This is a genomic window from Micromonospora sp. NPDC051296, assembly GCF_040682255.1.
GTDB lineage: Bacteria > Actinomycetota > Actinomycetes > Mycobacteriales > Micromonosporaceae > Micromonospora > Micromonospora craterilacus.
Window position 1 is genome coordinate 1 of sequence record NZ_JBFBAO010000191.1, and the last position, 13,081, is coordinate 13,081.

Here is a 13,081-nt window from a genome sequence, read left to right on the forward strand (position 1 = left end):
GTCGATCATGGAGTAATGGTGCCCTTTCCGTGCGGCTTGGCGGCTTTCCTTCCCCACCACAACTCCTTGATCAACCCGGCGGGTGGGGGTGGGGTCAGATGAGGTGGAGTTCGCGGGCGCGGCGGACGGCATCGCGGCGGCGGGTGGCGTCGAGCTTGCGGTAGATGTTGCGGACGTGGGTCTTGATCGTGTTGACCGAGACCGACAGCTCGGCCGCGATCTCCACGTTGGACAGGATGCTCTGCAGGTACCGCAGGATCGTCAGCTCCCGCTCGGTCAGTGGCTCGCCCAACGACGCCACGGGTACGCCGGCCATGCCCCGCTCGGGCGGCACGTCGACGGTCCGGACCAGGTCGCTGACCATCGGCCAGTGCGCCGTGCCCGCGTCGAGGTGGGCGGCGAGCAGGTCCCGCAGCCCCGGCTCGGCCCGGGTGAACGGCCGGCGGTAGCCGTCCGGGGCGGCCAGGTCGAGCGCCCGCTCCAGCGTCCGCCCGGCGCGCCGGTCGTCGCCGCCGCGCACCGCGAGCAGCGCGTCGAGCAGCGCGGCGTCGAGGCGTACCGGCAGCGGCCAGTCGGCCGCCGACGCGGCCGTCCAGTCCGGCAGCAGGCGGGCGGCGGCGCGCGGATCGCCGGCCCGCAGCTCGACCCGGGCCGCCGCGACCGCCAGCGCAGCGTCCGAACGCGCCAGCGAAGCGTCCGACCCGGCCACCGCGGCTGCCGAGCCGACCAGCGGGGCGTCCGGCCCAGCCAGCGGAGCGTCCGGCCCAGCCAGCGGGGCTGCCGAGCCGGCCAGCGGGGGCGGCGGCCCGGTCGGGCGGTGGTCGGCCAGTTCCCGGGCGGTCGGCAGGTCGCCCCGGGCGCTGTGCAGGTCCACCTCGGCGGCCAGCAGCAACGCACCCAGCTCGCCGGCCCGACCCGACCACCCCTCGCGGGCCTCCACCAGCAGCCGGTGGCCGGCGGTCAGGTCCCCCTCGTCGTAGCGCAGGTACGCCCGGCACCAGGCCGCCACCGCACCGGCCGGCGGCTCCCCGGTCGCCGCGGCGGCCAGCGCCAGGTTCGCCTCGGCCTCCGCCGGCTGGCCCCGGTACATCGCGACCAGGCCCAGCGCCAGGTAGGCGTACCCGCAATCCACCTGCGCCGACCAGCCCTGACAGGGCGGCAGCGCCAGGGCCGCCCGGGCCGCCTCCTCGGCCACGCGCAGCTCGCCCCGCAGCGCCGCGAGCAGGGCCCACCGGCTGGCGCAGACCAGCTCGGTGCGGGGCCGTCCCGCCTCCCGGGCCGCCGCCAGTGCCGCCGCGAATCCGGTCGCCGCCCCGGTCAGGTCGCCGGAGTCCAGCGCGAGCAGGGCCAGCGCGGCACCGGCCACCGCCCGCACGTCGGCGTCGTCACCGGCGTCGGCGCGGGGCGCCCCGCCGGCGACCACGGCGCCCGGCTCGCGTGCTCCGGTCGGGGCCACGGCGGCGGGGCGGGTGGCGAGCAGCCGGGCGGCGGCGGTGCGTACCGCTTCGGGGTCGCCGGCCAGCCGGGCCAGGGCGAGTTCCACCGCGGCGACCAGCCGCCCGAACCGGGCCCGGCGCGGCGCCGGCAGGGCCCCGGCGTACCCGGTGGCCAGCCGGAGGTTCCGGCCGGCCGCGTCGGCGTCACCGTCGAGGGCCCGCTGGGCGGCACAGGCCAACGCGAGTTCCGGATCACGCTCCACCGCCTCCGGCGGGGGCGGCGCGGGTGCCGCCCCGGTACCAGCGATCCGGTCGTACGGTACGAGTTCCGGCCAACGGGTCACGAACAGGTCGGTGGCGCCCAGCCAGTCCCCACCGGCGAGCGCGTGGCGCAGCGCGGCCTCCGGCCGGCCGTTGCCGGCGTACCAGCCCGCCGCGCGCAGGTGCAGGCCGCGCAGGTCCTCGGCGGGCAGCCGCGCCAACTCGCGGTACAGCAGGTCGGCCAGGAGCGGATGGCAGCGGTACCACGCCGGGTGGCCACCGTCGGAGTGCAGCAGGCCGGCGTCCTCCGCGAGACCGCTCAGCCGCCCCTCGGCGTCCGCGTCGCCGGTCAACGCGTCGGCGAGTCCGGCGCAGACCGTGTCGGCGACCGCGGCTCGGCGCAGCAGCTCACGGTTGCCCGGCTCCAACCCGGCGAGCACCTCCTCGCGCAGGTAGCCGGCGATCTCCGGCTGGTCCGCGCCGAGTTGGGTGATCCAACGCTCCGGGTCCGGTTGGCTGCGCAGGGCGAGCGCGGCGAACCGCAGCGCCGCCGCCCAGCCCCCGGTACGCTGCCGCAGCCGCCGCACCGCGGCGGCCGGCACCGCCACCCCGTGCGCGGTCAGCAGGTCGACGATCTCGTCACCGGTGAAGGCCAGCTCGTCCGGGCCGATCTCGGTCAGCTCGCCGGCCAGTCGGAGCCGGTGCACCGCCAGCGGCAGGCCGGAGCGCCCGGCCACCACCAGGCGCAGCCGCTGCTCGGTGTGGCGCAGCAGGAACTCCAGCCCGGCCAACGCCGCCGGTTCGGTGACCCGGTGCAGGTCGTCCAGGACCAGCACCACCGGCCGTTCCCGGGCGGCGAGGGCGGCGGCGAGCACCTCCAGCTCGTCCGGTCGCGGTGCCCGGTCGGGTGCCGGTGCGGCAGCCGGGTCCGCCGCGGGGTCCGCGACCGAGCGCAGCGCCGCCGCGAGGTACGACCAGAGACGATCGGTGTCGTCGCCGACCTCGACCGAGACCCAGGCCGGTGCCGGGGCGTCCGGGTCGGCCTCGACGGCCGCGCGCCGCCACGAGGCGAGCAGCGTCGTCTTGCCCCAGCCCGCGGGGGCACGGACCAGGGTGACCGGCCGGGCCACACCGTCGTCCAGCAACCGGGCCAACCGGGGCCGCAGCACCACCGGCTCGGGCAGCACGGCGGGCGTCAGCCGGGACGCCAGCAGAGGCGGGCCGGCCGGCATCCGGGTCGCCGCGGCGACCCGGACGGTGCTGCGGTCATCCGGCATCCGGCCCACCCCCACGGACGCGTTCCCCTCCCCCGGTCCTGCGGCGGGCGGTTACCCCACCGGCGCCGGTTCACCCCTTCCGGGGGAGCCCGGTTCACCCCGCCCGTGGCGACGGTGGAAATGGCGTGGAGAGATCCGGAGGTACGGGGTGGGACGGATCGGCACGGTGCTCGCGGCGGCCGGAGTCCTCGGCGAGGCGGCGGTCCGGACGACCCAAACCGCAGTCGCCCGCCGCTGGGCCGACCGCCGCGGTGCCGTCGCCGGGACGGCCGGAAGGCCGGCACACGAGGCCGACCGGCACCAGCCCGTCGCCCGGCTGTCCAGGAGGCAGGCCCGGGCCGGCGGCGACCCGGGACGGTGGCAGGTGGTGACCGTGGGCCGCCCGCCGGCCGAGGTCCTTCCCGGGGATGAATGGCCGGAGCCGCTGCGTCGGCTCGACGGCGCGGTCCGGGTCGAGCTGCGCCGCGCCCCCGGTGGCCGGGGCACCGAGCTGGCCGCCCGGCCGCTGCCTGGCGTCACCCCGCCCGGGCTGGCCGCACACCTGGTGGGTGACCACCCGGGGCTGCTGGTACGCCAGGCGTTGTGGCAGGTCAAGCAGCTCGTCGAGACCGGCGAGGTGCTCCGCGCCGACCGGTCCCCCGCCGATCGTCCAGCACCTCCGCCGGGATGACGACGGCTCTCGGCGGGAACCTGCCCGGTACCGATCGCGCGGCAGGCGGTCCGGCGGCCGGGGTGGCATGATCGCGGGATGGCTGCGGAGCGGGCGTACGACGTCGTGCTGTTCGGGGCGACCGGGTTCACCGGCGGGCTCACCGCGGAGTACCTGGCCCGGCACACGCCACCGGGGCTGAGCTGGGCGATCGCTGGACGCAACCCGGGCAAGCTGGCCGCCGTCCGGGACCGGCTGGCCGCGATCGACCCGGCGTTGGCCGGGTTGCCGCTGCTCACCGCCGATGCCACCGACCCGGCGTCGCTGCACGCGGTGGCCGCCACCGCCCGGGTGGTGGCCAGCACCGTCGGGCCGTTCATCCAACACGGGGAGCCGCTGGTGGCCGCGTGCGCCGCCGCCGGCACCGACTACCTCGACATCACCGGCGAACCGGAGTTCGTCGACCTGATGTACCTGCGTCACCACGCCGAGGCGGTGCGCACCGGCGCCCGGTTGGTGCACACCTGCGGCTTCGACTCGATCCCGCACGACCTGGGTGTCTGGTTCACGATCAAGCAGTTGCCCGCTGCGGTGCCGATCACTGTGGATGGTTACGTCCGGGCCGGCGGGCGGTTCTCCGCCGGCACGTACCACTCGGCGCTGACCTCGTTCTCGCGTACCGGTGAGACATCCCGGGCGGCCCGCGAGCGCCGGGCGGTCGAGCCGCGCCCGGCCGACCGCAAGGTCCGCGCGGTGCCGGGCAAGCTGGCCCGGTCGCGGGACCTACCTGTCTGGGCGGTCCCGCTGCCGACCATCGACCCGCAGGTGGTACGCCGTTCGGCGGCGGCCCGCCCCGAGTACGGGCCGGACTTCCGCTACCGGCACTTCGCTGCGGTGAAGCGGCTGCCGACGGTGCTGGCGGCCGGGGCCGGTCTGGGCACCCTGGTCGGGCTGGTGAAGCTGCCGCCGGCCCGGCGCTGGCTGCTCGGCCGGCTCGCCTCCGGCCAGGGGCCGAGCGCGGAGCAGCGGGCGAAGTCGTGGTTCCGGGTCCGGTTCGTCGGCACCGGTGGCGGCCGGCGGGTGGTCACCGAGGTGGCCGGCGGCGACCCCGGGTACGACGAGACCGCCAAGATGCTCGCCGAGTCGGCCCTCTGCCTGGCCCTCGACGACCTGCCACCCACCTCCGGTCAGGTCACGCCGGTCACCGCGATGGGCGACGCCCTGCTGCACCGCCTCACCGCCGCCGGCCTCACCTTCCGCGTCCTGGACGAAGGAAGGGCCCCTTCTTAACGCCTGCGGTAGAGCACGGGCCCCTTCTTAACAACACGCGCGCCCGACGCCGCAGTGGCCGGGTTGACCCTCGACCAGGTCGAGGCGGCAGGATCGGGCCGTGGAGAGCGACCTGCGCAGCATCGGTGAGCTGGCCCGGGCCAGCGGGCTGACCGTCAGCGCCCTGCGGTTCTACGACGCCGCCGGGGTGCTGGTCCCGGCCTGGGTGGACCCGGCCACCGGGTACCGCCGGTACACCGACGACCAGGTGGCACCGGCCCGGCTGGTGGCCGGGCTGCGCCGGGTCGGCATGCCGGTGGCCGAGATCGCCCAGGCGGTACGCGCCGAACCCGCGGTCGTCCACCGGCTGCTCGACACTCACCTGCGCCGGCTGGAGGACGGCCTGGCCGACGCGCGCCGGGAGGTGTCCCGGATCCGTTCCCTGCTTCCGACCGACCAGCCGCCGCCGGTCACCCGGCTCATCCTGACCGGCCGCGAGCTGGCCGCCGCCGTGGACGCGGTCCGGTTCGCGGTCGGCACCGATCCCGACCTACCGGCGCTGGCCGGCGTCCTGCTCGACGTGGCCGCCGACGGCGTACGGCTGGTGGCCACCGACCGGCACCGGCTCGCGGTGTCCCGGGCCGACGCGGTGGTGCACGGCCCGGCGGTGCGGGCGCTGCTGCCGGTGGCGGCGGTGGACGAGCTGCGCCGGCCGCTGGGCGAGCAGGACCAGGGCGAGGTACGGCTGACCCTGGCCGGGCGGGAGGTCGTCGCCGACGTGGCCGGGCAGCAACTGCGGGCCACCGCCCTGCCGTACGACTTCCCGGACTATCACGCGCTGCTGCCCCGCTCGGCCCGCCGTGTCCCGGTCGACGCCGAGTGGCTGGTCACCGCGCTGCGGGCGGGCGAGCCGGTGGTCACCCGGGAGTACGCCGGGGAGACGCTCCCGGTGACCGTACTGGGTCTGGGGGCCCGGGACGCGCTGCGCGTGCTCGGCCCGGACGACTTCGTCGGCGCCGACCCCACCGAGTTGCGCGTCGGAGTCAACCGTGGGTACCTGCTCGACGCGCTGGACGCGGCCGGCGGCCCGCAGCTGGTGCTGGAGTTGGACGGCCCGATCACCCCGCTGGCCATCCGCCGCCCCGACGACGAGGGTGCCTTCTCCATCCTGATGCCGATCCGGCTGTGATCCGCGAGGGTGCGGGAGGCGGGGCGGTCCGGGCCCAGCGGTAGCATCTCCAAGTCGACCCGACCTGGAGGCGTACGGAGCAGCATGCTCGACATGGAGTTGATCCGGAAGGATCGCGACGCAGTGGCGACCGCGCTGGCGAAGCGGCTGGAGGTCGCCGAGGTTGACCGGGTGCTGGACGAGATCCTGCACCTCGACCGGGAGCGTCGCCGGCTGATCAGTGAGATCGACGGGGAGCGCCAGCGCCGCAAGGCCGAGGCCCGGGCGTACGCGCAGGCGAAGCGGGCCGGCGCCGAGCCGGAGGTGGCCACCCCGGAGGCCGGCCGCAAGCAGATCGCCGAGCTGGAGGCCGAGCTCGACGAGGTGCAGTCCCGGCTGCGTACGGTGATGAGCGAGCTGCCCAACCTGCCCGCCGACGACGTGGTCCCCGGCGGCAAGGAGGCCAACCGGGTGGTGAAGACCTTCGGTGAGCCGCCGGCCATCGAGAAGGTCCGTGACCACGTCGAGCTGAGCCGGATGCTGGGCCTGGTCGACCACGAGCGCGGCGTCAAGCTGGGCGGGTCGGGCTTCTGGATGTACACCGGGCTGGGCGCCCGGCTGGAGTGGGCGCTGATCAACTGGCTGATCGAGCGGAACATCGAGGCCGGGTACGAGTTCCTGCTCCCGCCGCACCTGCTGCTGGACACCGCCGGCTTCGCCGCCGGCCAGTTCCCCAAGTTCTACGACGACGTCTACCACCTGGACAAGCAGTCCGCCCCGCGCGGGCAGTTCCTGCTGCCCACCGCCGAGACGGCGATCCTCGGGGCGTACCAGGACGAGATCCTGGAAACCGCGAAGCTGCCGCTGAAGGTGTTCGCGTACACCCCCTGCTACCGGCGCGAGGCGGCCGGCTCGCACTCGGACGAGCGGGGCACGGTCCGTGGCCACCAGTTCAACAAGGTGGAGATCTTCCAGTTCACCCTGCCCGAGCAGGCGGATGCCGCGCTGGAGCAGATGGTCAGCCACGCGGAGAGCCTGCTCGAAGGGCTTGGCCTGCACTACCAGCGCAGCCTGCTCGCGGCCGGCGACGCCAGCGCGTCGATGCGCAAGACCCTCGACATCGAGGTGTGGATGCCCAGCACCGGCAAGTACAAGGAGGTCTCGTCGGTCTCCTGGGGCGGTGACTACCAGGCCCGCCGGGCGGCGATCCGCTACCGCGAGCCGGGTGGCAAGCAGACCCGCTTCGTGCACACCCTCAACGGCTCGGCGCTGGCGACCAGCCGGCTCTTCCCGGCCATCCTGGAGCAGTTCCAGCAGCCGGACGGTTCGGTGCTGGTGCCGGAGGTGCTCCGCGACCGACTCGGCACCGACCGCCTCACCCCACGCTGACCGGTTCGTCGGGGCCGCGCCGCGCGGCCCCGACGCTCACGGCCGAGGCGGGCCACCGCATCAGGCGGCCAGTGCGGTGACCCGGCGGGTGAGGTCCTCGCCGTCCAGGTAGCCCTGATGGATCACCCGGCCGTCCCGGTCGATGATCACGAAGGTGCTCTGCTCGACGACCTCGAAACGCCGCCAGAGCACCCCCTCCCGGTCGTCGAGCTGCGGCACCGGGCCGAGTTCGAATTCGGTGACGAAGTCGGTCATCGCCGTGCGGTCGCCGAGCCCGGCGACGCCGATGATCGGCACGGTGTCCCGGAATCCGGGCGCGATCTCGGCCACCGTCCACGCCTGGCTGGCGCAGGTGGCGCACCAGGGCGCCCAGAACCAGAGCACCACCGGCCGGCCGGCGAGGGCGGCGGCGTCGAACGCCGCGCCGTCCAGGGTCTTCCCGGTGAACCGGAGGGTGTCCGGTACGGGTACCGGGCCGGCCGGCCCGGTCGAGGGGGACGCGGCGGCGACCGCCGGGGTCGCGGTGGGCGGCGGTCCGACCGGCCGGACCGCCTCGGTGTCGGCGTCGGCCGCGCAGCCGGCGGCGGCCAGCGTGGCGGTGAGCAGGACGGCAGCGACCGCTCCGGTGGACCGTCTCGTCGTGCGTGCCGGCCGCATCCGCGTCTCCCTCGGTCCGTCGCTCAGGCCTTGGTCAGCCGCAACGCGAGTGCCGGGCAGACCTTGACCGCCTTTGTCGCGCCCTCCCGCAGCCAGGTCGGCACGGGAGTGGGCGGGAAGGCGGGGTATCCGTTCTGGTCGAGCCGGATGAAGTCCGGCACCACGTGGGCGCAGAGTCCGTGACCGTCGCACCGGGACCAGTCCAGCACCAGCTTCTGCGGATCCGGGTCCGGGGCGCCGGGCAGGCCCAACGTGCCCTTGACCCGCCGGCCGCAGCCCTCACCGGTGGTGTGCTTCTTCAGGTCCTCGGCGAAGACCTCCATCGCCGACAGCGCGAAGCGGGACGTACCGTCGGGGTGGCTGCATGCGCCGCGCCCCTTGACGTCGCCGGCGGCGGCCCGCACGACCTCCACCGGCGCGCTGCCGGAGACCGCCAGGTCGACGGCGCGGGCCAGGTCGGGCAGGCCCCGCTTGCACGGCCCGCACTGCCCGGCGGACTCGCCGGCCAGGTAGCGCACCACCTGAGCGGCCTCGCCGAGTGGGCAGGTGTCGTTGGCGAGCGGGACGACGATGCCGGCGCCGAGGGTGCCGCCGACCGCGGCGAGCCCCTTGCGGGAGACCTCAGCCTTGTCCGCCGCCTCCTTGGTGATCCACTTGCCGTGGTAGCCGCCCATCAGGATGCCCGGTCCGTCGGGCACCTCGCAGAGTTCGAGGATCTCTCGCAGCGGGGTGCCGGCGGCGCACTCGACCACCGCGTGCCGCTTCGCCGCGCCGGTCACGCTGAGCAGCACGGTGCCGGGCTCGTCGTCGGTGCCGAGCGCCGCGTACTCGTACGGGCCGAGCCGGGCGGCCACCGCCATCTGGGCGTACGTCTCGGCGTTGGACAGCAGGGTGGGTAACCCGTTGACGCCGGAGTCGCTGGACCGCTTCTTGGTGCCGGGCGGGATGTGCGGCAACCCGTTGATCCCGTTGACCAGCGCGCCGCCCTCACCGCTGATGAACCGGTGCGGCACCGTCACCACACTGGTCGGCACCGGCATCCGGCGCTCATCCAGCGCCTCCATGAGGGAGTCCCGGCCGGCCAGGTCGTCGGCCACGCAGAGCACGATCTCCTCGGCGTCCAGCGCGAACGCGGCCAGGGCGGCCCCGTCGAGGATCAGGTGCGGGGCCCGGGTGAGCAGCACCTTGTCCTTCCAGCTGGCCGGCTCACCCTCGGTGGCGTTGACCACCACCACAGGCGGCAGGTCCTGACGTTCGCAGGACTCCAGCACCGCCCGCAGCTTCCGGGCGAACGGGAAGCCGGCGCCGCCCTTGCCCTTGAGCTGGATACCCTCGGCCAGACTCAGCAGGTGGGACGGTTCCATCGGGCTGATCGGGCCATGCACCATCTCGTGGGCGCGCAGGTCGAGCCGGCCGAACTCGGCGAACCCGGCGGTGAGCCGGGGCTCGCCGACGCAGGCCACCGGGGGCACGGTGGTACGCATCGTCACTTGGCCTCACCCCGCAGGCCCGCCCAGTACGCCCCGTCGACGCTGTCCGGGTCGGCCCGACGCCGGCGGCGGCTGTCTCCGGACGCCCGGCGGGCCCGCCGGGAGGCGAGGTCGACCAGGGTCGGGGTGTCATCGTCGTCGGCTTCTTCCGGGGCGTACCGCGCCGGGGGCCGCCAGTAGTCGGCCTCGGCCTCCGGCAGGTCGTCCTCGGCGCTGTGCCGTCCGCCGCCGCTGCGCGGCGCGGCCGAGATCGGCGAACCGGAGATGGGGGTGCCGGAGATCGGGTCGGCGGAGATCGGCGCGTTCGACTCCCACCGGCGCGGGCTGTCCCAGGGCTCCTCCGGCTCGTCCACGGCCCGCTCCGGCGGGGCCGAGTAGCGGGTGCCGGCGTCCCCCCGGGACCGACGGGACCGGCCAACCTCCTCGTCGTCGCGGCGACGCCGGCCGGCCGGCTCACGGTCGGACTCCAGCAGTTCCTCCTCGCGGCGGCGCGCCGAGCGGCGGCCCACCGACTCGCGCTCCTCCTCGCGGCGGGAGGCCCGGCGTCGGGTCGGCTCCTCGTCGCGCCGGGTCCGGCGGCTCGCCGGCGCCAGGTCGTCGTCAGTCCGCGCCGAGCGCCGGCCGGTCGGCTCCAGCTCCTCGTCCCGGCGGGACGTCCGCCGGACGACCGGCTCCAGCTCCTCGTCCCGGCGGGACGTCCGCCGGACGGCCGGCTCCAGCTCCTCGTCGCGGCGGTCCCGGCCGGGCCGGGTCGGCTCGCGCAGCGTGCCCGGCTCCGGGACCACCGGCACGGTGAACCGCTCCGGGTCGTTGCGCCGGATGGTGGGGCTGGCCCAGGTGCCGGAGGTGCTCTCGGCCCAGCTCATGTCGCGCCGGGTCCGCTTCTCGCGGCCGTCGTCGGTCTCGCCGCGCCGGTTGGTCAGGGTACCGAGCAGCGACTTGCCCCGGGTCTCCTCGGTGGACTTGCTGCCGGTCATGGCCTCGTTGAGAGCCGCGGCCTGGTGCCGCTCGCGGCTGACCCGCTGGAGCGCGACCGAGAGGCGGACCAGCAGCGCCACCACGACCAGCAGCACACAGGCGAAGTAGCTGAGGCTCACCCAGCCCGCCGGCGGGCGGCCGGCACCGAGGCCGTGGAAGATGGCGAAGGGCCAGGAGAGGTACGCGGCGGAGTGCAGCGCCCGCCACAGCCACTTCGGACCGACACCGGCGAAACGGGCCCGGATGATGCCGGTCCACAGCACGCTCACCATGAGCAGCGCGGCGATGGTGCCGAGCCCGACGTAGAGGCCCCGCCCACCGACGAAGGGGACGATGGTGTCGGTGGGCCCCGCCCGGCCGCTGGCGATCTTCGTGACGACGTGGAAGCCCAGGCCGGCCACGCCCAGGATGCCGGTGGCCCGGTGCGCGGACTGCAACAGCACCCGGTGCCGGATCAGCAGCACCAGCCGGTCGGTGGCGAGCAGCCCCATCATCACGGTGAGGCTCAACGCGACCAGGGCGATCACGCCGGCGAAGAACTCGGTGAAGAAGAAGCCCATCGCGTACGCCGTCTGGCCGGCACCGGTGAGCATGGTCAGCGCCCACAGCGCGGCGAGTCCGGACGCGGACAGCGCCAGCACCTGGGCCCGGGACCGTACGCGGATCCCTCGGCTGCTGCTGCTGGTACGGACGGCAGGCGCCTTCTCGTTCTGCGTAGCGCGGGCCATGTGCTCCTCGATCGTCTCGCGGCGGCGTACCACCGGCCGACCCTGTTCCCCACTCCAGTACGCAGCCGACGCCCGGTCGGATCAGCGTCGGTGGAAAAAATCTCGGCGAGCTGTCGAACCGTCCCGGCGCCCGGCGCGTGTACGCGGCCCACGCCGCCGGTCCGAGCAGTGACCGGCGTCCATGCATTGACAGCACCTGAAATCGACTTGTAATCTTTCCGAAATTTTCAGCCCCGATTGCAAGATCCGGGCAGCCGCTTCACCACTCCCGTCCCCCGGCACCCCAGGAGCACCCGATGCATCGACGTCGACTCCGTACGGCGATCGTCGCCCTCGGCGTGATCGCCAGCCTCCTCACCCCCACCGCCGTGACGGCACCCCCGGCCGTCGCCGCCCCGGCCGGCGGCAAGAAGGTCATCGCCAACCTCTTCGAGTGGAACTGGCCCTCGGTGGCCAGCGAGTGCACCAGCACGCTCGGCCCGAAGGGCTACGGCTACGTCCAGGTCTCACCACCGCAGGAGCACGTACGCGGCAACCAGTGGTGGGTGGCATACCAGCCGGTCAGCTACCGGATCGAGTCCCGCAAGGGCACCCGCGACCAGTTCCGGTCCATGGTGACCACCTGCCAGGCGGCCGGCGTCAAGGTCATCGTGGACGCGGTCGTCAACCACATGTCCGGCCAGGCCAACGGCGGCACCGGCTGGGCCGGGTCGTCGTACCAGCACTACGTCTACCCCGGCATCTACCAGGCGCAGGACTTCCACTACTGCGGCCGCAACGGCAACAACGACATCGTCAACTACAACGACCGGTACGAGGTGCAGAACTGCGAGCTGGTCAACCTCTCCGACCTGAAGACGGAGTCGGACTACGTCCGCTCCCGGCTCGCCGCGTACCTCAACGACCTGCTGTCGCTCGGCGTGGACGGCTTCCGGCTGGACGCCAGCAAGCACATGCCGGCCGCCGACATCGCCAACATCCTGGGCAGGCTGAGCCGACCGGCGTACATCGTGCAGGAGGTCATCTACGGCGCCGGCGAGCCGATCCGGCCCGAGGAGTACACCGGCAACGGCGACGTGCACGAGTTCCGCTACGGCAAGGACCTGGCCCGGGTCTTCCGCTCCGAGCGGCTGGCCTACCTGCGCAACTTCGGTGAGGGGTGGGGCCACCTGCCCACCGGCCGCGCCTCGGTCTTCATCGACAACCACGACACCCAGCGCGACGACGGCGGCGTGCTCACCTACCGCGACCGGGGCATCTACGCGCTGGCCAACGCCTTCATGCTGGCCTGGCCGTACGGCTCGCCGACGGTGATGTCCAGCTACACCTACAGCAGCCGCGACGCCGGCCCGCCCTCGGACGGCAACAACAAGACCCTCAACACCACCTGCTACTCCGGCTGGGAGTGCGAGCACCGCTGGCCGGTCATCGCGAACATGGTGGGCTTCCGCAACGCCACCGAGGGCGCCGGGGTCAGCAACTGGTACGACAACGGCTACCAGCACATCGCGTTCAGCCGCACCGGCAAGGGCTACATCACCATCAACGACGAGGACTTCGCGATCAACGGCCGTTCCTACTACACCGGACTACCGGCCGGCCGCTACTGCGACGTCATCCACGGCACCTTCTCGAACGGCACCTGCAACGGCCCGGTTATCACAGTGGACGCCAACGGCTGGTTCACCGCCAACGTCCCCGCCCACGACGCCATAGCCATCCACACCTCCGCCCGCCTCCCCTAACCCCACCCCCACCCCACCCCCACCCCAGCCCCAT

9 protein-coding genes are annotated in these 13,081 nt (G+C 74.4%); 5 read left to right on the forward strand and 4 right to left on the reverse strand.

What is annotated here, in order from left to right:
* Nucleotides 1-94: 94 nt before the first annotated feature.
* Nucleotides 95-2,974 (reverse strand): LuxR C-terminal-related transcriptional regulator, encoded by a 2,880-nt coding sequence (locus tag AB0M52_RS20110; RefSeq protein ID WP_363955672.1) that lies wholly within the window; start codon nt 2,972-2,974, stop codon nt 95-97.
* Between the two features lie 316 nt (nt 2,975-3,290).
* Here AB0M52_RS20110 and AB0M52_RS20115 point away from each other — a divergent pair, with 316 nt between their 5' ends.
* The 4 genes from AB0M52_RS20115 to serS all read left to right on the forward strand — a co-directional run bounded on the left by AB0M52_RS20115 (nt 3,291) and on the right by serS (nt 7,449).
* The gene (locus AB0M52_RS20115) at nt 3,291-3,644 is read left to right on the forward strand and encodes a hypothetical protein (RefSeq protein ID WP_363955689.1); all 354 of its coding nucleotides are present in this window, start codon (nt 3,291-3,293) and stop codon (nt 3,642-3,644) included.
* Nucleotides 3,645-3,722: 78 nt separating this feature from the next.
* Nucleotides 3,723-4,913, forward strand: a complete 1,191-nt coding sequence (locus AB0M52_RS20120; RefSeq protein ID WP_363955675.1) for a saccharopine dehydrogenase NADP-binding domain-containing protein — start codon at nt 3,723-3,725, stop codon at nt 4,911-4,913.
* A gap of 112 nt (nt 4,914-5,025) precedes the next feature.
* Entirely contained in the window at nt 5,026-6,081 is a 1,056-nt protein-coding gene (locus AB0M52_RS20125; protein ID WP_363955691.1) for a MerR family transcriptional regulator, read from the forward strand.
* 84 nt (nt 6,082-6,165) lie between these two features.
* On the forward strand, nt 6,166-7,449 hold the full coding sequence (serS, locus tag AB0M52_RS20130; RefSeq protein WP_363955678.1) for a serine--tRNA ligase: 1,284 nt from the start codon (nt 6,166-6,168) through the stop codon (nt 7,447-7,449).
* 60 nt (nt 7,450-7,509) lie between these two features.
* Here serS and AB0M52_RS20135 read toward each other — a convergent pair whose 3' ends face one another.
* Genes AB0M52_RS20135 through AB0M52_RS20145 form a run of 3 tightly spaced genes read right to left on the reverse strand, consistent with a single transcriptional unit; the run spans nt 7,510 to nt 11,335 of the window.
* Nucleotides 7,510-8,106, reverse strand: a complete 597-nt coding sequence (locus tag AB0M52_RS20135) for a redoxin family protein (RefSeq protein WP_363955681.1) — start codon at nt 8,104-8,106, stop codon at nt 7,510-7,512.
* 23 nt (nt 8,107-8,129) lie between these two features.
* On the reverse strand, nt 8,130-9,590 hold the full coding sequence (locus AB0M52_RS20140) for an NADH-ubiquinone oxidoreductase-F iron-sulfur binding region domain-containing protein (protein WP_363955693.1): 1,461 nt from the start codon (nt 9,588-9,590) through the stop codon (nt 8,130-8,132).
* Nucleotides 9,591-9,592: 2 nt separating this feature from the next.
* Nucleotides 9,593-11,335 (reverse strand): hypothetical protein, encoded by a 1,743-nt coding sequence (locus tag AB0M52_RS20145; protein WP_363955684.1) that lies wholly within the window; start codon nt 11,333-11,335, stop codon nt 9,593-9,595.
* 263 nt (nt 11,336-11,598) lie between these two features.
* Here AB0M52_RS20145 and AB0M52_RS20150 point away from each other — a divergent pair, with 263 nt between their 5' ends.
* Nucleotides 11,599-13,047, forward strand: a complete 1,449-nt coding sequence (locus AB0M52_RS20150; RefSeq protein WP_363955686.1) for an alpha-amylase family protein — start codon at nt 11,599-11,601, stop codon at nt 13,045-13,047.
* Nucleotides 13,048-13,081 lie beyond the last annotated feature (34 nt).